Genomic DNA, 21,504 nt, shown 5'->3' with positions numbered 1-21,504 from the left:
GCAGCTCGCCGAGTTCCTCACGACTTCTCCGACTGTCAGCGCGTTTCCGCGACGGCGGACGGTCGGCTTCCTGCCGCAGATCCTTCGAGCAGCAGACGGTAGTCCTCATCCTCCACAGTGTTGGAGTCCCGGCCGAGCGCCAAGCCGACTACGGTGACGACGGCGGCCACGGCCACATAGATGGCAACCGGAATCCAGGTGCCGAACTGGGACAGCAACAGCGTGAACATCAAGGGTGCAATGGCACCCCCGATCACGCCGGCAAAGGTGTAGGCCAGCGAACTTCCGGTGGACCGCAGCCTCGGGGAGAACTGTTCCACGATGAAGGCGGCCTGCGGTCCGTACATGAAGGAGTGCGCCATGAGACCCAGGACGATTCCCACGATCAGCAGTGGCTCGCTGTGCCCGCCCAGGATGCCGAAGATGACGAAAGTCCAAACCGCTCCTACCAGTGCCGCAATCCCGTAGACGAGGCGCCGGTTGAAGCGGTCGGAGACGGCTCCGGCCAGCGGGATCATGAACAGCTGGAACGCCGAGCCGATCAATACGGCAGTGAGGACCTGGCTGCGGTCATAGCCAAGCGTCTGGATCCCGTAGCTCAGGGTGAAGACGGTGAACAGGGCGTAGAGCACGTCTGGGCCTACCCGGCACAGGGTGGCGGCCACGAGCGGCCGGAGTTCCTTGCTGAAGACTTCACGGACCGGAGCGTTGGGCTGCTCACCGTGCGCCTCGATGGCCTTGAATATCGGGGTATCTTCAAGCTTCAGCCGAATCCAAAGGCCGAACCCGACCAGCACGGCCGAGACCAGGAATGCGATGCGCCAGCCAAAGCTGATGAACTGCGCTTCACTGAGGGTAACGGTCAGGACGGCCAGCGTGCCGTTGGCCAGGAGGTTGCCGGCCGGCGGTCCGACTTGGGCCGCGGAAGCCCAGAACCCGCGCCTATGGGGATCGCCGTACTCGCTGGAGAGCAGCACTGCGCCGCCCCATTCGCCACCGACGCCCACGCCCTGGGCGAAGCGCAGCAATACCAAGATGATCGGGGCCGAGATGCCGATGCTGCCGTAACCAGGCAGTACCCCGATCAGTACGGTGGCGACGCCGATGATCATCAGCGTTGTCACCAGCACCTTCTTGCGGCCGATGCGGTCACCGAGCCGTCCGAAAATGATGCCGCCCACAGGACGGGACACATAGCCCACGGCATAGGTGGAGAACGCCAGGATGGTCCCGGTCAAGGGATCCGATGACGGGAAAAAGACGATGGGGAATACGACGGCGGCCGCGGCGGAGTAGACAGCAAAGTCGTACCACTCAAGCGCGGTGCCGGTGAGGCTTGCGGCAAAGGCCTTGTACAGGCCCTTGGGATGCGTCGGCTTTCCCGGACGCGGCGCTGCGCCGGAAGCCGGAACTGGAACGTTGGCCATGGGTTTCCTCCACGAGAAGTTTACGGTGACGCCTGCCACACTGGCGTTAAATGTATACATTACGCATACTGGATGTACATTGGCGACTGTTTCCGGTTTCCGATCTGAAAAATTTCTCGAGCAGGACACGCAAAGGATGGACAGAAAATGACGACTCTGAGCTTTGAACTTCCCGATGGCACCACGAGGAACGTCCAGGTCAAGCACCTCCTGAACGCCGGTTACGCGGGGCGCGAGCAGGAAGAAGTGCAGGCCCACATCGCCGAACTGGCCGAACTTGGCGTTCCCGGCCCCGCGACCACGCCGGCGCTGTACCCCGTGTCGCCATACTTGGCCCAGCAGGTTTCGGAAGTCCGCGTCCAGCACGGCAGGACCTCGGGTGAAGCCGAATGGGCCCTGGTGATCACTGACGAGGACGTGCTCCTGACCGTGGCGTGCGACCACACCGACCGCGAACTCGAGGTCCACGGGGTGGCTTGGAGCAAGAACGCCAGCCCGGACGTGTTGGGGCGCAAAGCCTGGCGCCTGGATGATGTCCGCGACCATTTGGACAAGATCACGCTCAAGGGCTGGGTGGGCGACGGCGAAACGCCGGACACCCTTATCCAGGACAGCTCGTTGGAGGCGCTCCTCAGCCCTGACTACTGGCTCCAGGTCCTGGCGGAGCGCGGCCTGAACCAGCCGGGCACGGTCCTCATTTCAGGCACGGTGGCAATGAAGCATGGGGTTGACCAGTTTGCCCGCAGCTGGAAAGTGGAAATGAGCGATCCGGTGACCGGCACGTCGGTGGACGCACAGTATGTTGTGGAGCGGATGGCGGAGCCCATCGGCTGAGTCCGGCTCCGCCGTCGTTCAGCCGTCTCCATTGTGGGCGCCCGGGACCGGGCTTACGCTGGGAGAGGCACAAGCGGTTGGCATTACTACCGCGTTGAGAGGGCGCTGCATGGACGCCAATTCCATCACCGACACCTTCCACCGGCCCCTGAGGGACCTGCGGATTTCCGTCACGGACCGATGCAATTTCCGTTGCGTTTACTGCATGCCCAAGGAGATCTTCGGGCGGGATTTCGTTTTCATGCCCCGGGATCAGCTGCTGACGTTTGAGGAAATCACCCGGCTGGCGTCGATCGCGGTGGGGCACGGGGTGCGCAAGATTCGGCTGACCGGCGGGGAACCCCTTCTGCGGAAGGACATCGAGGAATTGGTCCGGATGCTGGCCCGGTTGCGCACCCCCGACGGGCTGGCACCGGACCTGGCCATGACCACGAACGGCTCGGTCCTGGCGCAGAAGGCGCAGGCCCTCAAGGATGCCGGGCTGAACCGGGTGACGGTCTCGCTCGACTCCCTCCGGGAGGAGACGTTCCAGGCCATGAACGACGTCGGCTATCCCGTGGCGAAGGTCCTTCACGCCGCAGACGTTGCCCAGGCCGCCGGACTGGGGCCGGTGAAGATCAACATGGTGGTCAAGCGCGGGACGAACGACCAGGACATTCTTCCCATGGCGAGCCACTTCAAGGGATCCGGGTTCATTCTGCGGTTCATCGAATACATGGACGTGGGTGCGTCCAACGGCTGGAAAATGGATGAAGTGGTGCCCTCCGCCGAGATCCTGGCCCGCATCGGCGCGGTGTTCCCGCTGGAGCCCGTGGCGCCCAACTACCCCGGCGAGACCTCGGATCGCTGGCGCTACGCGGACGGCAGCGGCGAAATCGGAGTCATTTCCAGTGTGACCCAGGCCTTTTGCCGCGGCTGCACCCGGGCCAGGCTATCTGCCGACGGGAAGTTGTTCACGTGCCTCTTCGCCACAACCGGCACTGACCTAAGGGCCCTCCTGAGGGGCGGCGCGTCCGACGTCGAGCTTTCGACGGCGTTGTCCGCCCTGTGGGGCGGCCGTACGGACCGCTACTCGGAACTGCGTAGTTCACACACGGCCAACCGCAGCGCCCACAAGATCGAGATGTCCTACATCGGCGGATAGCCCAGCCGGGCCGCAGCCCCGCCCGTGACCCTATGCTGGTGCCATGACGCAGACGTCGATCAGTTCCGCCACAGCGCTGGCCGAAATGCTGGCCGCCACCGGTTATCTCGCCGACGAGGGCCTGGCCACCATTGGCTACCTCGCCCTGAGCATGGAACGGCCGCTGCTTCTGGAGGGCGAACCGGGCACCGGCAAGACCTCCTTGGCCGAGGCCCTGGCGGAAGGGTTCCGGCTGCCGCTGATCCGCCTGCAGTGCTATGAGGGAATCGACGCGTCGCAGGCGCTGTATGACTGGGACTTCACCGCCCAGATCCTGCACCTGCGCAGCGTGGAGGCCAGCAGCGGCGCGGGAATGAGCGCGGGATTGAGCGTGGCCGAGCTGGAAAGCTCGCTCTACGACAAACGGTTCCTGCTGGCCCGGCCCATCCTTAAGGCATTGCAGCAAAGCCCGGCCGTGCTGCTGATCGACGAAATCGACCGGGCTGACGACGAGTTCGAGGCGTTCCTGCTGGAAGTGCTCTCGACCTACCAGGTCTCCATCCCCGAGTTCGGCACCGTCAAGGCCGACACCCCGCCCATCGTGGTGCTCACTTCCAACCGGACCCGCGACCTGCACGATGCGCTCAAACGCCGGTGCCTCTACCACTGGATCGACCACCCCGGGCTAGCCCGCGAAGTGGAAATTGTGCGCACCCGGCTCCCCCAGGTGCCAGCGCTCCTGGCCGAGCAGGTGGTGCGCGCGGTCCAGCAGATCCGGGTCACTGACGACGTGCTCAAGCCTCCCGGCGTGGCCGAAACCCTGGACTGGGCCCGCGCGCTGCACCAGCTCGGCCGGGCCGAGCTTGACCTGGCCTCGGCCGCGGCCAGCATCGGCGCGCTGTGCAAGTACCGCGAAGACACCGAGCGGGTCTCGGCGGCCCTGGCCCGGATGCTCGGCTAGCCCATGCCACTCGCAGGAGGGAGCCCCCCGGCAGGCCAGAACACCGGGCACAGCGCCGAAGAAATCCTCCTGGCCTTTGCTGCCGCAGTGCGCGCCGCAGGGGTGAAAGTGACCGCGGACCGCTCGCTCAGCTTCGTCGACGCCGTAGGCAGGCTCGCCGTGGACCGCCGCTCGGACGTGTTCTGGGCCGGCCGGGCCACTCTGTGCGCCTCGCCGGAGGACTTGCCCGCCTACCAGCGGACGTTTGAGGCCTGGTTCGCCGTGGAACATTCCGCCGCGCAACACCTGGAAACCTCGGCGACGTCCGTCAGCGCCGCCGCTTTGGACGACGACGGCGGCCCGGAAGGTGGGCGGGAACAGTTGCGGGCACTCGCCAGCCGTCGGGAGTTGCTGCGGCACCGCGATGTAGCCATCCTGGACGACGCGGAACGGGCGCTGCTGCACCGGATGTTCGAGGAGCTGCAGGTGCGCTTGCCCACCCGGCAGACCCGGCGCAAGCACCTCGACCGGCACGGCGACGTCGACCGCGTGCGCACCCTGCGCGACCAGCTGCGCCGCGGCGGGGAACCGGGGCCGCTGCGCCGCGCCCGTGCTCCGCGCAAGCCCCGCCGGATGGTCTGGTTGATCGATGTTTCGGGTTCGATGGCACCCTACGCGGACAGCCTCCTGCGCTTGGCCCACCGGGTAGTGGAAGCCGCCCCGCGCCAGGTGGAGGTATTCACGATTGGCACCCGCCTGACCCGTGTGACGGACGCGCTTCGGGTTCCGGACCCGGACAATGCCCTGGCCCTCGCCGGCCGCACCGTCCCCGACTGGTCCGGCGGAACCCGGCTTGGAGAGGTGCTGCGAGCGTTCAACGACCGCTGGGGCCAGCGCGTGATGGTGCGCGGCGCCGTCGTCGTGATTGCCAGCGACGGCTGGGAGCGGGGCGACCCTGCACTGCTGGGACGCCAAGCCGAGAGGCTGCATCATCTGGCGAGGCGGATCATTTGGTCCAATCCGCACCGCGGCAAGGCGGGGTACGAGCCCCTGCAACGGGGAATCAGGGCGGTGCTGCCGCACGTTGACTTCTTTATAGGGGGGCACTCAATGCAGAGTTTCGAGGAGTTGTTGGACGTGGTTGCCAATGCGTGAAGTCTTGGACGATCTGGTCGCCGCCATGGCGTCCGGCCACACAGTAGGACTCGGAACGGTGGTGCGCACCTTCCGCTCCGCACCACGGCCGGCGGGGGCCGCCATGATGGTCGACGCCGACGGCAGCGCGGTCGGCTCCGTGTCCGGCGGGTGCGTCGAAGGAGCGCTCTACGAACTGGCCACCAAGGTGGTCGAGTCCGGCCGGCCAGTGCTGCAGCGCTACGGTATCAGTGACGACGCCGCATTCGAGGTCGGCCTGACCTGCGGCGGGATCCTGGACATTTTCGTGGAGCCGGTCTCCACCGCGATCTTCCCGGAATTGCCGCAAGTGGCGGACGACGTCGGTGCCGGCCGCCCGGTTGCCATCGTCACCGTGATCGAACACCCCGATCCGGCTTGGCTGGGCCGGCACCTGGTGGTTCGCCCTGATGGGTTTGTCGGCTCCCTGGGCAGCGAGCGTGCCGATCATGCGGTATCCGACGACGTCCAGGGCCTGCTGGCAGCAGGCCGCAACGCCACGCTCATGTACGGACCGGACGGGCAGCGGCGCGGGGAAGGCATGCGCGTTTTCGCCCTCAGTTTCGCCCCGCAGCCACGCATGCTGGTGTTCGGCGCGATTGACTTCGCCGCCGCCGTCGCGAAACAAGGCACCTTCCTGGGCTACCGGGTCACGGTCTGCGACGCACGCGCGGTTTTCGCAACGGCTGCCCGGTTCCCGCAGGCCGACGAGGTGGTGGTGGAATGGCCGCACCGATACCTGCAGGGACAGATCAGTGCCGGCCAAGTAGATGAACGCACCGTGATCTGCGTATTGACCCACGATCCGAAATTCGACGTGCCACTGCTGGAGTTGGCGCTGCGCCACAACGTGGCCTATGTGGGGGCGATGGGATCCCGGCGCACGCACCACGATCGCTTGGAACGGCTGCGCGAAGCGGGCCTGACCGAGGCCGAATTGGCCAGGCTCTCAAGCCCGATCGGCTTGGACCTGGGATCCCGCACCCCGGAGGAAACAGCCGTCTCCATCGCCGCCGAAATCATTGCCTTGCACTGGGGTGGCGGCGGCGGAAGATTGAGCACCATGGAGGCCCGGATCCACCACGAACCCACCGTCGAAGCGGACCGCGAGGATACGGGGTACGAACTCGAGCCGAGCTAGGGCGCTCGCCTCCCCTGAGGAGTAACCTGTGTCACATCAGGACTGGATGCCGGGCACTCATGCTCGTAGTCCAACGCGACAGGAGATCCCAATGGCGAGTTCCAAGACGATCACCGTCGAAGTCGATGATGTGAGCTACACAGACGATGTCGAGCCACGATTGCTGCTGGTCCAATACCTGCGCGAACGGCTTGGCAAGACCGGCACATTGATCGGCTGCGACACCACCAACTGCGGCGCCTGCACCGTCCATCTGGACGGAGTCAGCGTCAAATCCTGCACCATGTTCGCGGTTCAGGCAGACGGCCACAACGTCACCACCATCGAAGGCCTGGCTCGGGACGGCAAGCTCGCCCCTCTGCAGCAAGCCTTCCACGAATGCCATGCCCTGCAATGCGGCTTCTGCACGCCCGGCATGATCATGCAATCGGCATCTCTTCTCGCCGAAAACCCGCACCCCACCGAGCAGGAAATCCGGGACGGCCTTGAGGGGAACCTTTGCCGGTGCACCGGGTACCAGAACATCGTTGCCGCGGTGCAGGCCGCGGCTGACGGAACCGTTTCTTCCGACAGCACCGTGTCCGCAGACAGCGATCAGACGGAAACGGCAGGTGTAGCATGACCATCGCCGAAATCGGCAGGCCCCGCCTCCGCAAGGAAGATGCCCACCTCATCACTGGACGCTCCAGGTACACCGACAACATGACGCTGCCCGGCATGCTCCATTTGGCCATGGTCCGCAGCCCGTTCGCCCATGCGAAGATCACGTCGATCGACGCGTCCGCAGCGAAGTCTTCACCCGGCGTCGTCGCCGTGCTTACCGGAGCCGACGTGGCCGCGGAACAGGGCAGCCTGCCGAACGTCTGGCCCGTCACCGCCGAGCAGAAGGCGCCCGCGTTCCCATCGATCGCCGTCGACGAGGTGGCCTTTGCCGGCGAGGTAGTGGCCTGCATCGTTGCCCGCAGCGCCGCAGCGGCGCGGGACGCCGTCGAACTCGTGGACGTCAGCTACGACGAACTTCCGGTGGTCCTGGATCTAGAGGAGGCGTTTACGGACAAGGTGCTCGCCCACTCCAGCTTGGAGTCCAATCTGTCGGCGACATGGGTGTTTGACTCGGGCGAGGCAGGCACAGGCAAGCCGATCGCCGAGGCGTTGGCGAACGCCGAGGTACTCATCGAACGCACCTTTTATCAACAGCGCCTCATCCCGGCTTTCATGGAACCGCGCTCGATCGTGGTTGACCCCACGAGTGAGCAAATCACCATGTGGTCGTCCACGCAGATACCCCATATCCTGCGGCTGATTCTGGCATTGACGCTGGGAATCCCGGAAAGCAAGCTGCGTGTGATCGCCCCCGACGTGGGCGGCGGTTTTGGCGGAAAACTGACGGTGATCCCGGAGGAATTCATCACCCTCATGGCAGCCCGACGGGTCGGCAAGCCCTGCAAGTACACTGAAACCCGCAGCGAATCGCTTCAGTCCGGACATCACGGCCGGGCCCAAGTGCAGAAGGTGAAGCTCGCGGCGACGAAGGACGGGATTGTCACCGGGCTGGACATCCAGCTGCTGGCGGACATGGGCGCCTACCTGGGCATTATCGGCTCGGGAGTCCCGATCCTGGGCGCGTTCATGTACAACGCCATCTACAAGTTCCCGGCGTACCGACTGGAATGCAACAACCTCTTCACCAACAAGGCGTGGACGGGCGCTTACCGGGGCGCAGGCCGGCCGGAAGCAACCTTCGCTATCGAGCGCTTGATGGATGAACTCGCCGTCGAACTGGGCATGGACCCCCTGGAAGTGCGCAAAAAGAACTGGATCAGCCACGAGGAATTCCCCTTCACCACTGTCACGGGGCTCGAATACGACAGCGGCAACTACGAGGCGGCCACGGCGAAGGCGCTGGAGCTCTTTGGCTACGACGAGCTTCGGGCTGAGCAGGCGAGGCGCCGCGAAGCCAACGATCCCGTCCAACTCGGCATCGGCATCTCCACGTTCACGGAAATGTGCGGCCTGGCTCCGTCCCGCGTGCTTGGCGCGCTCAGTTACGCGGCCGGCGGCTGGGAGCATGCCCAGGTGCGCGTGCTGCCCACCGGCAACGTCGAGGTGGTCACGGGCACATCCCCCCACGGTCAGGGTCACGAAACCGCGTGGAGCCAGCTCGTGGCGGACAGGCTCGGCGTGCCGTTCGAAAATGTCGAAGTGCTGCATGGTGATACCCAGGTCTCCCAGCGCGGCCTGGACACCTACGGCTCCCGCTCGCTGACCGTCGGTGGCATGGCGGTGCTGGCCGCTGCGGACAAGGTGATCGAAAAGGCCAAGGTTCTGGCGGCGCACATGATGGAGGCCAGCGAAGAGGACATCGAGTTCACGGACGGCAAGTTCAGCGTGAAGGGCACTGATCAGTCCACGGCATTCGGTGAAGTCGCCTTCGCCGCCTTCTCGGCGCACAACCTGCCAGAAGGGTTTGAGCCCAATCTGGACTCGGACGCCACCTTCGACCCGCAGAGCTTCTCCTTCCCGCACGGCACCCACTTGGCCGCCATGGAAGTGGACACCGAAACCGGGCAGGTCACCATCCGCAAGTACGTTTGCGTGGACGACGTCGGGGTGGTGGTCAATCCGCTGATTGTGGAGGGCCAGGTCCACGGCGGCCTGGCGCAGGGAATCGCGCAGGCACTCTATGAGGAGGCTGTGCACGACGACGCCGGGACCCTGGTCACGGGCTCGTTTGTCGACTACCTGGTGCCCAGCGCACCGGATCTGCCGCACTTCACGACGGCGCGCACCGAGACGCCGTCCACCACCAACCAGTTGGGGGCAAAGGGAGTCGGCGAGGCGGGAACCATCGCCTCGACGCCCGCCATTGTCAACGGAGTGCTTGACGCGGTGCGGCACCTTGGAGTGAAGGACATCAAGATGCCCTGTACGCCGGCGCGTGTGTGGGCCGCCCTTGAAGAGGCCAAGACCACCGGAGGTGTGCAATGATTCCGAGCGCATTCGATTACGCCGCTCCGGCTACGCTGGCGGAGGCGCTGAGCGCGTTGGCCGACGCCGGAGACGACGTGAAGCTGCTGGCCGGGGGCCAAAGCCTGATCCCCGTGATGAAGCTGCGCCTGGCCGACCCAGCCATGGTGGTCGACTTGGGCCGGATCGGGGAGCTGTCCGGGGTCCGCGACGACGGCGATGCACTGCTGATCGGAGCCATGACGACCCACCACCAGATCGCCACCGACCCGCTGATTGCCGAGCACGTGCCGTTGCTGGCCAAGGCCGCGGCGACGGTCGCGGATCCGCAGGTCCGCCACCGCGGCACGTTCGGCGGCGCTCTGGTGCACGCCGACCCGGCGGGCGACATGCCCGCGCCGGTGCTGGCCGCGGACGCGACCTTCATCCTGACAGGTCCGAACGGGGAACGCCGGGTGGCAGCGGCGGACTTCTTCCAGGGGTACTTCACCACCGCCGTTGACGACGGCGAGATCCTCACCCATATCCGGGTGCCGAAGTACACCAGATGGGGTGCGCACTATGAGAAATTCACCCGCGTGGCCCAGCAATGGTCCATCGTCTCAGTGGCCGCCATGGTCCGGGTGGAAGGCGGCACTATCGCTGAGGCCAGGATCGGCCTGACCAACATGGCCAGCACGCCCTTGCGGGCGACCGCCGTCGAACAGGCACTCGCGGGTGCCCCGCTGGCCCGGGAAGCGATCGCCACCGCGAGCGCACACGCAGCCGAAGGGACCGATCCCGCCAGCGACCTCAATGGGGACGCGGCCTACCGCCGCCACCTGGCCGGGGTCCTGACCAAGCGGGCCGTCCTCGCGGCCGCCGGACTCTAGCGGAAAACAGACGGAGGAAGACGTGGAACTCAAACATCACTTCGTGGTTCCCAGTTCGCTGGAGGACACCTGGCATTCGTTCAACCAGCTGGAAGACATCGCGCCCTGTTTCCCCGGGGCGACCCTCACGTCCGTGAGCGGCGAGCAGTTCACCGGAACGGTCAAGGTCAAGCTCGGGCCGATCGCCATGATCTACACCGGCACCGGTGAATTCCTCGAGCGCAACCAGGAGACGCATACGGTGGTCATTTCGGCCACGGGCAAGGATAAACGCGGCAACGGCACAGCGGGCGCCACCGTGACTGCAGTGCTGACGCCCGAGGGCGACGGCACCTCCGTGGACGTGACCACCGACATGAACGTCACCGGGAAACCGGCCCAATTCGGCCGGGGCGTCATCCAGGACATCTCGGACAAGTTGCTGGAGCAGTTTGTCCAATGCGTGATCGGGAAGGCGGGCGGCGGGGCTCCGATCGATACCGAGCCCGACGCCGGAGGCTCGGCTGCGTCGGCAGCGTCCGGGACGGCTGGGGCAACGGAGCCCGGGGAGCCTGCTGCCGCGACTGCGGCCGGGCCCGCCGCCGTCGGACCCCTCGCCGCGGGTCCTGCAGCGCCGATGGCCGGGCCCCCGGCGTCGCCCGTACCTGCGGCCGCAGTCGGAACTGCGCCGCCGTCCGCGCCGTCGTCGGAATTGGATCTGGGCTCGGCCGTCTGGCCGGTGCTGGTTCGTCGTTTCGGCCCCGTGCTTTGCGCCGCCGCTGCCGTGATCTTGGTGGCTTGGCTTGTCCGGCGACGTGGACGAGACTGAACGCGCTATTTGGGCTGTATTGATGCTGGTTTTGGGCAGCGCGGCGCGCTTGCCGCGCGCCTCGGCGTGTCGATATCATCAGGGTGGGTTATGCAGCGGCCCTCGGATCTCTTTCCATGGAGCGACCCCATGACCCGCCGGACACCCCTCTCTTTCAGCGCTTCTTGCGTGTCTGCCCACACGCCTGGAGCCGCGCTGTGAACGCGCTACTCACCGCATGCCTGGAGGGCGAACTGGACCCAATCCAGGGGCTTGCGAAGTTGTCTGTTGCGGAGCTCAACTTTTTGGCCGACGCCCTCTTCAGGCTGCTCGACGTCGGGAAGCCTGAGTTCGGGGTCAAGTCCTGGTACGACGCGGTTCTGGATGAATTGGCTGCGCGCGGCCAGCGGTCCGCGCGCGGTGGGGATCCAACGCCCGATGAGCGGACCGCCGTCGACGTTTCCTCGGACTAGTCTTCCAGTGCCGCGGAGGCAAGAGGGGCGCTGGCGCTGTCTCCCTCTGGTGCTTGCCGGTCTGCCAGCTCGCGCACGACTGTTTTCAGTTCCTGCCTGAACATCGACGTATCGATCGACACCTGGGCGAGGACCTGCCGTTCCGATTCCGCCGCCCGCTCAAGTGCGTCCCTGCCGGCATCGGTCAGCGAAACGACGTGTACCCGGCGGTCCTCGGAACTTCGACGGCGGCTAACGTGCCCGTGGGCCTCGAGCCTGCTGAGGGTCTGCCCCATGGTCTGGGCCTGCACGCGCACGATCTGCGCCAGTGTGGTCTGGGTGATGGGGCCAGTGGCTGCAAGAACCTCCAGCGCGATGACGCCGGCGTGGGTGAGGCCGATCGCCCTGAGATTCTCGTCCCAAGCGTGTTCCACCAGCCGGGCCGCTGTAGACAGCAACCTTCCGGTGGGCCAACGCTCGATGTCCGGCATATGTCTCATTGTAGCCGTGAGCGGATTTTGCGGGGGTTTGGGGGTTAACTGGTCCTGCGGCGGTCGGCTGTGAAGACGGATGCAGCGTTCGAATTGGGTAGGCTGAGCCAAAATTGTCTTCGATTGGGGATGCTGATGTTTGGGTTGAGCCGGTGTCGCCCTTGATTCGGCGGGGCGAAGCCGTTTCGTGGGGCAGAGCATATTTCGCCGTGCAGGCGATTGCCGGTTTCTTGTGGTGGGCCGCGGTTTTCCTATCGCCGGTGGTGCGCGAGGCGACCCTCGGTAACCTCGACCCGGTTGCGGTTGCTGTCCTCGACATTCCTTTGTTCGTCGCGGCGTCGGCCGTGGCGGCGTTTGCTGTTAAGGCCGCTGCGGTGGTGAGTACAGGCTGGACGGGTGTTGTCGCCGTCGCGCTGGCGGTATACGCCACGATCACAACCGAAGCAGGCTGGGGCTTACTAACCATGGGCGCTGCGACCGCAGGTTCGCTGCTCGCGCTCTGCCTTGTCTTGCTAGGGCGCGTGCCGACCGCGTGGATCATCCGCGGTCCGTTCGCATTCCGTCCCGCAATCCCCCGCCCGACCGCCGCATCCCACGTGGCCTCAACATTCGCGCAAATTGTCCTGTTCTGGGGGTTCTTCCTGGCGGTGATTCCGTTTACCGTCGCGTTTCTCGAACAGCGCTGGGCGGTAGTGCTCACGTTTCCTTCGTTTGCAGCTCCTGTGGGTGTCGCGGTTCTGGTACTCGCCAGCGCCCTTGGCATCTCGGCGGCCGTAGCGATGTCGACGTTGGGAAATGGCACCCCGCTGCCATCGGCGATGCCGAACCATTTGGTCATCGCAGGTCCGTATCGCTGGATCCGTAACCCAATGGCGGCCGCGGGCATTCTCCAGGGCGCCGCAGTTGGCGTCATCCTGCAGTCATGGCTCGTGGTGGCCTACGCCGTCGTTGGTTCGCTGGTGTGGAATTACGTTGTCAGGCCGCTCGAGGAATCTGACCTGGAGGAACGGTTCGGCGAAGAATTCCGGCAATACCGCGACGCCGTGCGCTGCTGGGTACCGCGGGTGTCGAAGGCTCTGCGCTCTCAGAAACAATGAATTCTTCCGTGACGATGATCTCACCACCAGTATGGTGGTTGCATAACGCAACCACTGATCTGAGGGGACCTTCACCATGGCTGTTCGAGTTGACCTGAATATCTCGCTAGATGGTTTCGCCACGACCACCGACGCAACTCCGGAGAACCCCTTTGGCTCGGATTGGGGCCGCCTGGTTGATGCATATATGTCCACCCGCACGTTCCGTGAGCGGGTCTTGCATGACACCAGTGGAGAAGGAACGTCCGGCGTCGACGACAAATACGCAGCGGCCTACTTCGAGGGGGTCGGAGCTGAGATTATGGGTGCCGGCATGTTCGGGTTCCATAACTTCCCCGATGACCCTGAGTGGAAGGGCTGGTGGGGCGACGAGCCTCCCTTCCGCGTCCCGGTGTTCGTCCTTACTCACACGCCCCGCCCTGCCATCTCGATGGCCGGCGGTACGACCTTCAACTTCGTAAGTGCCAGCCCGGAAGAAGTACTTGAACGAGCGCTCAGTGCGGCGGGTGAAAAGGACGTGCGTATCGGAGGGGGCCCTACCGTTGTACGCGACTACCTCAGGGCCGGACTTGTCGATCAGCTACACGTTGCGATCACACCCATCCTGCTCGGTAGTGGAATACGGCTTTGGGACGATCTCCGGGGGCTGGAAAGCGATTACACCGTCACGTCAGAGACCGCCGAAAGCGGCATCATCCACGCCACCTTTCGCCGATAACGCTCACACGGGATCGGCGGGCCGCATCTACTCCCGTTTGAGCGTGAGTGCCAGGCTGGGAACGGCAAAGGACAAGAGAAAGTTCGGCAGGGGGCTTTGCCCTGAGCGTCAGCTTGAGCGTTGCAGACATTCTGATCTCCCCCTGTGTCCTGAAAGGGCCTTTCGGCAAGTCATCGGCGGCGAGCCGTTCGCCGTCGTACATCTGGGCCGGTCACGTCGACCGCTACTGCTTCGGCGGCGCGAGCTGTATTTGCTTCGCGAGCGCGTAAGCGGTCGGAAGGTCGCTGTCGCTTTCAACGAAGACACGGCCAATGACGAGCGCGGAGTGGGTCGGCGAGGAAATCTGCGTCATGCCGTTCGGTACGGTTCCCTTCCAGCCGGGCCCGCTGAGAACATAGTCGCCGGCTTTGGTTCCCGTCGTGCGTTTGCCGACATAGGCAAAGTTTGTGCTTTTCGAAGGGTCGGTGAACTGCACGCTGAAGTAGCGCCCGGCCATATCCGGTACGTGGAGGACTTGAGGTCCCTTGCTCAAGTCGAGCCAGCCGCCGACGTAGAGCAAATCGTCAGCTCCGGTTGCCATAAGGCTCCCGCGCGACGTCGACGGGGACGAGGTGCCGGGCACGGCGTACAGCGTGTTAATTGGGATGGGGCCGTCGCCGAATCCATGCTTGAGGATCGCCCTCTTGTATCCATTGACCGTGAGTCGCGGCCAGAGGTAGATGAACGCGGGCGCGCCGAGCCCCCATACGATGACCGCCGCTATGACGAGTGGAATGATCCCGTCCCCACTGGCGATCCGCCGGTAGATGACCCAAGCGAAGACCGCCAGAATGACGGCCGTAAGGGTACGTCCGTACTTCAAGATGAGGCGGTTCATCTCAATGCGCCCTGGCAATGGGCGGCAATTGATACGTGCCGTCGAGAATCGCCGCGCCAGGCAGATACACCCGGAACATCAGCTTGAACTTCCCGGAAGGAGTCGGCAGCCAGTTCTGCTCGTGCCCGCCCGGAGCCTCATGTTGGAGATAGATATCGACAGAACCGTCGGCATTCTGCGCGAGAGGTGAACGGTCACCGACGCTGTGGCGATTAGTGGGATTGTTCACCATATACCCGACGGTATCGGTCGGAGTGAGCGACCAGAAGGCGTCATTCGGCGGAAGTTTCCCGGGAGGAAAATGCAGGACGTATCCGTGCCCGCCGCTCAGCGTTTGCCCTGAGCCATCCACCGTAGTCGTCCAGTACGCGGCCTCCTCAAAGACATTCACGACGGGTAGGGCTTTGGCGCAGGCGGCCCGCACGAGGACTCCGTTGCCAGGCTGGCCGCATTTGCGGATGGCGCTCCAACCGTTGACAGTCGTTGTGACCGCCCTCCCCACGGCATTCATCACGAGGATCGCCGTCAAGAACGCCAGCACGGCACCGAGAATCAATCCTTGCACGACACCGGACTGTGAGAACCACGCGAGGGCATTTGCCATAACCGCAAACTACCACTGCGCTAAACGGCTGAGTGCTTTTCCGCACAGCCAGCCGCCCTGCAATTAGGTGCGCCAACGCCCCCGCGTAGAACGACGCCGGTACCACCCAGCAAAACCCCACAGCGCGACGATCAAACACACGGCAGCGACAATCCCCCGCCACCATATAAAAGGTTGCCAAAGCCCGAATATCAGCGCCCAAACAAGGAGAACGCCACTCACGTCGAGTCGTGGGGCTCGGATCTTCACGGAGACTCTCCTTTTTTTCATATCTCTTGGTCCACGAGTGCAAGCACCAAAGACCAACTCAATGAAGAATACTTTCCCAACAGCCCGACGTCGGACGCGGACCGCTGCGCCCCCGTCGCGCGCACAGCAACCGGGACGCGCCTCGTTGCCCAGGGCAAATTCCAGTGACACTACCGTCCCGGGCGCCCATACTGGGAGCATGAGCGTCAATACCCGCCGCACAGCGGAAGGCGCCGCTGTTGCCACCCCGGCCCCCACCGCCACCGCTGCTCCGACAGAACCAACCGCACCGGTCACCCCAACCACCGGTCCCATCACCCGTGAAGAACTGCAACTAGCTTCGCGCAACCACGCCATGCCGTTGGAGATGCTCCGATGGCCTGTCACACCGCTCGGTATGCACTATCTCCTGGTCCATTTCGACGTTCCCCAGATCGATCCCGTTTCGTGGCGGCTGAATATTGGCGGGCTAGTTGACCATCCGCACGAGTACACCCTGCCTGACCTCCAGCACCGCGAGCGCCGCACCCACGCCGTCACGATGGAGTGCGCCGGCAACGGCCGCTCGCGGCTGGAACCGCGGCCCGTGAGCCAACCCTGGGACCAGGGTGGAGTGGGAACCGCCGAGTGGACCGGTACTCCGCTCGCTCCGTTGCTGCTCGACGCCGGCGTCTCACCCGACGCCGTCGAGCTCGTCTTCACGGGCGCGGACCGCGGGATCCAGGGCGGCGTGGAGCATCAGTACGCGCGCAGCCTGGCCCTCGCGGAAGCAATGTCCGACGACGTCCTGCTCGCCTATGAGGTCAACGGCCAAGCCCTGCCACCGCAGCATGGCTACCCCGTCCGCTTGCTCGTCCCGGGCTGGTACGGGATGACGAGCGTCAAATGGCTGCAATCCATCGAGGCAATTGACCACAGCTTCGACGGTTACCAACAGCTCGACTCTTATCGCTATACCCAAGATGCAGACGATCCCGGCGAGCCCGTCCAGCGGATCAAGGTCCGCTCCCTCATGGTTCCGCCCGGCGTTCCCGATTTCTTCACGCGGCAACGCACCGTGGAGGCGGGACCGGTCCAGCTGAGCGGCCGGGCCTGGTCCGGGAAAGGAACCGTGGACAGCGTGGAAGTCTCTGTGGACGGGGTCTGGGAGCAGGCCCAGCTTCAAGCTCCCGCCGGGCGGCATGCGTGGCGCGGATGGACATTCACGTGGATCGCAACTCCCGGTTCCCGCGAGTTGGCATGCCGTGCGACGGATTCCACCGGGCAGATCCAGCCCGAGACGCCGGAGTGGAACTATCAAGGCATGGGAAACAACGACATCCAACGGCTGACGGTGACCGTCCGGGAGTAACCGGCCCGCGTGAACGCCGAAGCCGGGCCGTTGACCGTGTGCAACGGCATGAGTACTGTGAGTCCACTATCCATCCGCGCCCTGGAGGCAGCAATGGGCGGCACTTCCAAGAGCAACACCGACTACGAGTTCCTCACTGTCTGGCGCGTCGCGGGGACCCCGCGTGAGGTCATGGATATTTTGGGCGACGCCGGAACACTGCCACGCTGGTGGCCCTCGGTGTATCTGAGGGTTGTTCCGCTGGATCCGGGAAATGCCGACGGTACGGGAAAAGCCTTCTCCCTGCACTCCAAGGGCTGGCTGCCGTACACGCTTCGCTGGAGGTTCACGGTCACCGAACCCATCACGGAGCGAGGTTTCGCGATCGCGGCGAGCGGCGACCTGCATGGTACCGGGCGCTGGACTTTCGAACAGGACGGCCCCGAAACCGTGGTCACCTACGACTGGCGGGTCAGTACATCGAAACCACTGCTCCGACCACTAAGCTGGCTGCTCAAGCCCGCTTTTGCCGCGAATCACCACTGGGCGATGGCCCGCGGCCAAGAAAGCCTCGCCCTTGAATTACGACGGCGACGCCCCGGCACGGACCTCTCCAAGGTCCCCCGTCCGGCGCCGCCTACGTTTGCAAGCCGATACCGCTGGCCAAGGAGTACAACGCATGCCTGACGATAACAAAGGCGAAGTCCGCTGGTTGCTGGAGCCCGAGGACCAGGACTACCCGAGCGCCGCAGACTACCTTTCCCTCCTGGAATCCGACCACGTGGTGGCCTCGGTGGTCGCCGCCCTCAAGGAGGCGCCCATCCAGCACCGCAAAGCCAAGGACATTCTCCGGGCCGCCCGCCTTGCGTTGCTCCCGGAAGATAACGCCCACGTGGCCTCGGACCTGAAGAAAATCAAGGAGGGCAAGAAGCTCTCGCCCATCCTGATGGTCCGGGGAGACCTGGCCACGGGCATGCCCGCGCAGGTAGCCGACGGCTATCACCGGGTGTGCGCAAGCTACTACACGGACGAGAACACGGACATTCCCCTGAAACTGACTGATGCGCCCCGGTAACCACCGCAGGCCAACCGCCATGCCCGGAGAAGGAGGAACGTGTCGTTCTTTCAGCTTGCGCTGATCGCCGCAGTCGCGCTCCTCGGGCCGCTCCTGGCGCTGCCGCGGAAATGGCACCTTCCCGTTGTGCTCGGGCAGTTGCTGGCGGGCATCGTGATCGGACGCACGGGTCTGGGACTGGTGGACTCTTCGGATCCCACCTTCACCTTTGTAGCCGACGTCGGGTTCGCCCTCATCATGTTCGTGGCCGGGACGCACGTCCCCGTGCGGGACAAAGCCATCCGCCCTGCCCTGGGTAGCGGCGCCCTGCGCGCCGGCGTCGCCGCGGTGCTGGCCGCCGTCGTCGGAGTCGTCATCGCTTTCGCCTTCGGCACCGGACATGCTCCCCTTTACATCGTGCTGCTCGCTTCCTCCTCCGCAGCGCTGGTCTTGCCGATCGTCGACTCGCTCCGGCTGACAGGGCCGAAGGTCCTGACGACGACGGCGCAAGTGGCGATCGCTGACATCGCTTGCATTGTGGCGCTTCCGTTAGCCGTCGACCCGCCTAACGCTGGGCGGGCGGCGGTGGGGGCTGCCGTCGTCGCGGCTTGCGCGCTGGTCTTGTTCTTTGTGCTGCGCTGGCTGGAGAACAGCGGCAACCGCGGACGGTTGCACGACATGTCCGAAGACCGGAAGTTCGCCTTGGAACTGCGGATCCAGCTGGCCTTGCTCTTCGCGCTTTCCGGACTCGCGGTTCTGGGCCACGTCTCCATCATGCTGGCCGGGTTCTCCTTCGGCCTGGTGGTCTCCGCAGTGGGCGAACCCCGTCGCCTGGCGCATCAGCTCTTTGCCGTGAGCGACGGTTTCCTGGGGCCGGTGTTCTTCGTCTGGCTGGGTGCATCGCTCGACCTGAGAACCCTCGCAGGCAGCCCACGGATGATCCTCCTCGGGATCTGCCTTGGCTTCGGAACACTGTTGGTGCACGGAAGCCTCCGGGCCCTCGGCCAGCCCCTGCCGCTCGCAGTACTGGCCTCGTCCCAATTGGGAGTACCGGTTGCAGCCGCCACCATCGGCTCCCAATTGCACTTGCTGGAACCAGGAGAAGCCGCCGCCATGATCCTCGGTGCCCTCATCAGCATCGGGGCAAGCACCATCGCCGGCTCGAGGGCGGCACGCAGCTTTTCGCAGGTGTCCCCGGACGCCGCGGGCGAGGGGCCGGCGAGCGGTGGAACGCCAGGCAAAGGTCCGGCAGGCAAGCCGTCGGAAGGTGGTCCGGCGATCACTGCGTGATTCCCGCGTACTGCGTCGGGTAACGTCAATGCAGTAGCTGTGCGCTCGGAACGAAGGAATAGCGATGAGCCGGAAAACGAAAAAGCCAAAGGCCCGCGGCGGGCACCTCAAGGCAGTGCCTTCGGCCCCCAAACTGCCCTTGCAGCTGGTTCTCAACCATCGCTCGGTTGACTCTTTGACCCCGGATTTCGTGCACTGGTTCGAGAAATTTGGGGATACCCCTGACGCTCTGCAGGCCCTGGAAGTGGTCAAACTCTTCATGACCACCAGCCATGCGGTCAGCGATCAGAGCTCAGCTACCAGGATCGACCCGGACACCTTGGAGGACGCCGCCTTTGCGCTCGTCGGCGTGCTGGACGAGCCCGACATGGACGACGCTTTAGGCGAGGTCTACGATTACCTGCACCTGTACGTTGACTTTCTTTCCGAGACTGGGCGCTGGTCTGGAAGCGAGGAAGAATACTCAATCGTCCATTCGTTCCTCACTGAAGAATTAGCTGACGATGGGCCGGACTTTCCACCGCTCGACCTTCCGGAACTCAGCGGAGAAGAGCAGGACCAAGGGTTCCGGGAACTCCCCGTTCTTGAACTTGCCAGCCGCTTGCTCGAATGGCTCGGAGAAGGCAAGGACGTCACCAGCACAAGGGCGCTCCGGCTGAAGGACGTAGAAGGTGCCGCTGCCGCGGTAGGGGTGAAAGCCAGAGGCAAAAAGAATGGGAAACAGCCCTTAGTGCCCCTCTTCGATAGCGAGGAATACGCTCAAAGCCAGTCAGAGACTTTTGAGGTCAGGTCCATGCACGATGTGCCCGTGCTGCGCGAGATCTGGGCAGCACTCGTCGACTCCCGCATCTTGTCCGTCGGGTCGACCCGTGCCGTACCCGGGGCAGGCGCAGAATCTTGGCACTCCCGAGACCTTGAGTCGAGGCTTCAGATCCGCCGGGAGTTCCTCGTGGTGTTCCTTGCCAGTGCCGTGATGAATTCGGGAAGCATGTTTCAAGAAGGTTCCGACCAACTCCTTGCAACGGTCCTCATAAAGGGCTCCACCGCGGAGCCCATGGGTGTGGAGGAACTCAGCAAATCAGCAGACCTCGGTGCGGGGGACGACATCTTCCTCGCATTCTCGGCCAGGCGCACGCGCACCCAGCTGGCCAAGCTCGCCGAGCTCGGGCTCCTTCAGGTGGATACCCACTACACCGTTTCCCCGGTGGTCATCCAGTGCGTCCCCCCAGCGCTTGCTCTTGTCCTTGCTTTGGAGGACTTTGAGCCCCCGTCACACGACCCATCCGACAGCCAACCAGCCCCGAACCACCGGTAGAATGACCGGGTTGACCAGCCCGAACTGGACGGTCAACCACCCGCTTGAACGCTACCGAGGGAGGAACCCGTGCGCGCATCGCATGCCCGGACACCCTTCCATGCCATGCGTTCGGGCGCTCTGGCGGTCGCCATTGTTGCCCTCGCGGCAGGGGCCCACGTGCTCTCCGGCGGTGCGCTTCCCGTCGCGCCGGTCCTGCTGGCCGTCCTCGCATTGACCGGGCTCGTCACCACGCTTGCCACCCGCTTCAAGCTCGGATTCCCGGTCATTGCCGCGCTTCTGGGAGCCGGCCAGCAGGTCTTGCACGAAGCCTTCACGCCATTCGGTCCGCTCACCGTCCCGGCTCCGGGATCACCGGCACACCACCTGGCGGCCGAGCACCTTTCCCCGCCGCTGGGCGCTGAAACAGTGCATTTTCACGAGGTCGACACTCCCCTCAGCTGGTTGATGCTTACGGGGCACGCCCTCGCCACTGCCGCTTCGGCATTGCTCCTTGCCAAGGGCGAGCAGGCACTGTGGCAACTCGAAGCCTGGCTCCGGCCCCTCCTGCAGCTCATCCGCCTGATCTTCAGGACCGACGCCGGCAGCTCAGCTGTCGCGTTCAGCGCACCTGCCGTATTCGTCCCCCGCCCGTGGCGGAACCTCAGGCAAGACAGCAGATGCGGCCCGCCCGCCGTCGTCGTACCCTCCTGACTCCGCCCGGCACCGCCTTCAACTGGTGACGGGCACATCCCCGCACTTTGGCGCGCTTTCGCGCGCCCGT

Annotated in this window: 22 protein-coding genes; 18 read left to right on the top strand and 4 right to left on the bottom strand. The window is 64.7% G+C overall.

Annotated elements, in window-relative coordinates; translation table 11 throughout:
• Nucleotides 1-35: 35 nt before the first annotated feature.
• The gene (locus AB4074_RS06770) at nt 36-1,427 is read right to left on the bottom strand and encodes an MFS transporter (RefSeq protein WP_441412687.1); all 1,392 of its coding nucleotides are present in this window, start codon (nt 1,425-1,427) and stop codon (nt 36-38) included.
• A 147-nt stretch (nt 1,428-1,574) separates the two neighbouring features.
• Between AB4074_RS06770 and AB4074_RS06765 the strand changes: the two genes are divergently transcribed.
• From AB4074_RS06765 to AB4074_RS06720, 10 genes are all read left to right on the top strand, one after another.
• A complete protein-coding gene (locus tag AB4074_RS06765) occupies nt 1,575-2,261 on the top strand; it encodes a DUF2848 domain-containing protein (RefSeq protein ID WP_441412686.1) in 687 nt (228 codons plus the stop codon).
• 109 nt (nt 2,262-2,370) lie between these two features.
• Entirely contained in the window at nt 2,371-3,405 is a 1,035-nt protein-coding gene (gene moaA, locus AB4074_RS06760) for a GTP 3',8-cyclase MoaA (protein WP_441412685.1), read from the top strand.
• A gap of 43 nt (nt 3,406-3,448) precedes the next feature.
• A complete protein-coding gene (locus tag AB4074_RS06755; protein WP_441412684.1) occupies nt 3,449-4,345 on the top strand; it encodes an AAA family ATPase in 897 nt (298 codons plus the stop codon).
• A gap of 3 nt (nt 4,346-4,348) precedes the next feature.
• A complete protein-coding gene (locus tag AB4074_RS06750; RefSeq protein WP_441412683.1) occupies nt 4,349-5,479 on the top strand; it encodes a vWA domain-containing protein in 1,131 nt (376 codons plus the stop codon).
• Nucleotides 5,472-6,638: an XdhC family protein gene (locus AB4074_RS06745; protein ID WP_441412682.1), complete on the top strand. Its 1,167-nt coding sequence runs from the start codon at nt 5,472-5,474 to the stop codon at nt 6,636-6,638. The genes AB4074_RS06750 and AB4074_RS06745 overlap by 8 nt, the downstream gene beginning before the upstream one ends.
• Nucleotides 6,639-6,729: 91 nt before the next feature.
• Nucleotides 6,730-7,260: a (2Fe-2S)-binding protein gene (locus AB4074_RS06740; RefSeq protein ID WP_441412681.1), complete on the top strand. Its 531-nt coding sequence runs from the start codon at nt 6,730-6,732 to the stop codon at nt 7,258-7,260.
• Nucleotides 7,257-9,626 carry a xanthine dehydrogenase family protein molybdopterin-binding subunit gene (locus tag AB4074_RS06735; protein ID WP_441412680.1) on the top strand — a complete coding sequence of 790 codons (2,370 nt, stop codon included), beginning with the start codon at nt 7,257-7,259 and terminating at the stop codon, nt 9,624-9,626. Before AB4074_RS06740 ends, AB4074_RS06735 begins: the two co-directional genes overlap by 4 nt.
• Entirely contained in the window at nt 9,623-10,477 is an 855-nt protein-coding gene (locus tag AB4074_RS06730) for an FAD binding domain-containing protein (RefSeq protein ID WP_441412679.1), read from the top strand. The genes AB4074_RS06735 and AB4074_RS06730 overlap by 4 nt, the downstream gene beginning before the upstream one ends.
• Nucleotides 10,478-10,499: 22 nt before the next feature.
• Complete coding sequence (locus AB4074_RS06725) at nt 10,500-11,285, top strand: SRPBCC family protein (protein WP_441412678.1); 786 nt, start codon at nt 10,500-10,502, stop codon at nt 11,283-11,285.
• 197 nt (nt 11,286-11,482) lie between these two features.
• Nucleotides 11,483-11,737, top strand: coding sequence for a hypothetical protein (locus AB4074_RS06720; protein WP_441412677.1), 255 nt, complete (start codon nt 11,483-11,485; stop codon nt 11,735-11,737).
• On the opposite strand, the gene AB4074_RS06715 is transcribed toward AB4074_RS06720, so the two are convergent.
• Entirely contained in the window at nt 11,734-12,207 is a 474-nt protein-coding gene (locus AB4074_RS06715; RefSeq protein ID WP_441412676.1) for a MarR family winged helix-turn-helix transcriptional regulator, read from the bottom strand. The two genes, AB4074_RS06720 and AB4074_RS06715, sit on opposite strands and share 4 nt — an antisense overlap.
• A 152-nt stretch (nt 12,208-12,359) precedes the next feature.
• On the opposite strand from AB4074_RS06715, the gene AB4074_RS06710 reads away from it, so the two are divergent.
• Nucleotides 12,360-13,304, top strand: coding sequence for a methyltransferase family protein (locus tag AB4074_RS06710; protein ID WP_441412675.1), 945 nt, complete (start codon nt 12,360-12,362; stop codon nt 13,302-13,304).
• Nucleotides 13,305-13,380: 76 nt separating this feature from the next.
• On the top strand, nt 13,381-14,022 hold the full coding sequence (locus tag AB4074_RS06705; RefSeq protein ID WP_441412674.1) for a dihydrofolate reductase family protein: 642 nt from the start codon (nt 13,381-13,383) through the stop codon (nt 14,020-14,022).
• Nucleotides 14,023-14,245: 223 nt separating this feature from the next.
• On the opposite strand, the gene AB4074_RS06700 is transcribed toward AB4074_RS06705, so the two are convergent.
• Entirely contained in the window at nt 14,246-14,899 is a 654-nt protein-coding gene (locus tag AB4074_RS06700; RefSeq protein WP_441412673.1) for a DUF1254 domain-containing protein, read from the bottom strand.
• A gap of 1 nt (nt 14,900) precedes the next feature.
• Nucleotides 14,901-15,503 (bottom strand): DUF1214 domain-containing protein, encoded by a 603-nt coding sequence (locus AB4074_RS06695; RefSeq protein ID WP_441412672.1) that lies wholly within the window; start codon nt 15,501-15,503, stop codon nt 14,901-14,903.
• Nucleotides 15,504-15,951: 448 nt separating this feature from the next.
• Here AB4074_RS06695 and AB4074_RS06690 point away from each other — a divergent pair, with 448 nt between their 5' ends.
• From AB4074_RS06690 to AB4074_RS06665, 6 genes are all read left to right on the top strand, one after another.
• Complete coding sequence (locus AB4074_RS06690; RefSeq protein ID WP_441412671.1) at nt 15,952-17,103, top strand: sulfite oxidase; 1,152 nt, start codon at nt 15,952-15,954, stop codon at nt 17,101-17,103.
• A gap of 93 nt (nt 17,104-17,196) precedes the next feature.
• Nucleotides 17,197-17,769: an SRPBCC family protein gene (locus AB4074_RS06685; protein WP_441412778.1), complete on the top strand. Its 573-nt coding sequence runs from the start codon at nt 17,197-17,199 to the stop codon at nt 17,767-17,769.
• A complete protein-coding gene (locus AB4074_RS06680) occupies nt 17,762-18,157 on the top strand; it encodes a hypothetical protein (RefSeq protein WP_441412670.1) in 396 nt (131 codons plus the stop codon). The genes AB4074_RS06685 and AB4074_RS06680 overlap by 8 nt, the downstream gene beginning before the upstream one ends.
• 39 nt (nt 18,158-18,196) lie before the next feature.
• Nucleotides 18,197-19,426: a cation:proton antiporter gene (locus tag AB4074_RS06675; RefSeq protein WP_441412669.1), complete on the top strand. Its 1,230-nt coding sequence runs from the start codon at nt 18,197-18,199 to the stop codon at nt 19,424-19,426.
• 64 nt (nt 19,427-19,490) lie between these two features.
• Nucleotides 19,491-20,741, top strand: a complete 1,251-nt coding sequence (locus AB4074_RS06670; RefSeq protein WP_441412668.1) for a hypothetical protein — start codon at nt 19,491-19,493, stop codon at nt 20,739-20,741.
• Nucleotides 20,742-20,810: 69 nt separating this feature from the next.
• A complete protein-coding gene (locus AB4074_RS06665) occupies nt 20,811-21,434 on the top strand; it encodes a hypothetical protein (RefSeq protein WP_441412667.1) in 624 nt (207 codons plus the stop codon).
• Nucleotides 21,435-21,504 lie beyond the last annotated feature (70 nt).

This window comes from Arthrobacter sp. 2MCAF14, from assembly GCF_052115645.1.
Classification (GTDB): Bacteria; Actinomycetota; Actinomycetes; order Actinomycetales; family Micrococcaceae; genus Arthrobacter.
This window is presented reverse-complemented; position numbering and strand designations above follow the sequence as displayed.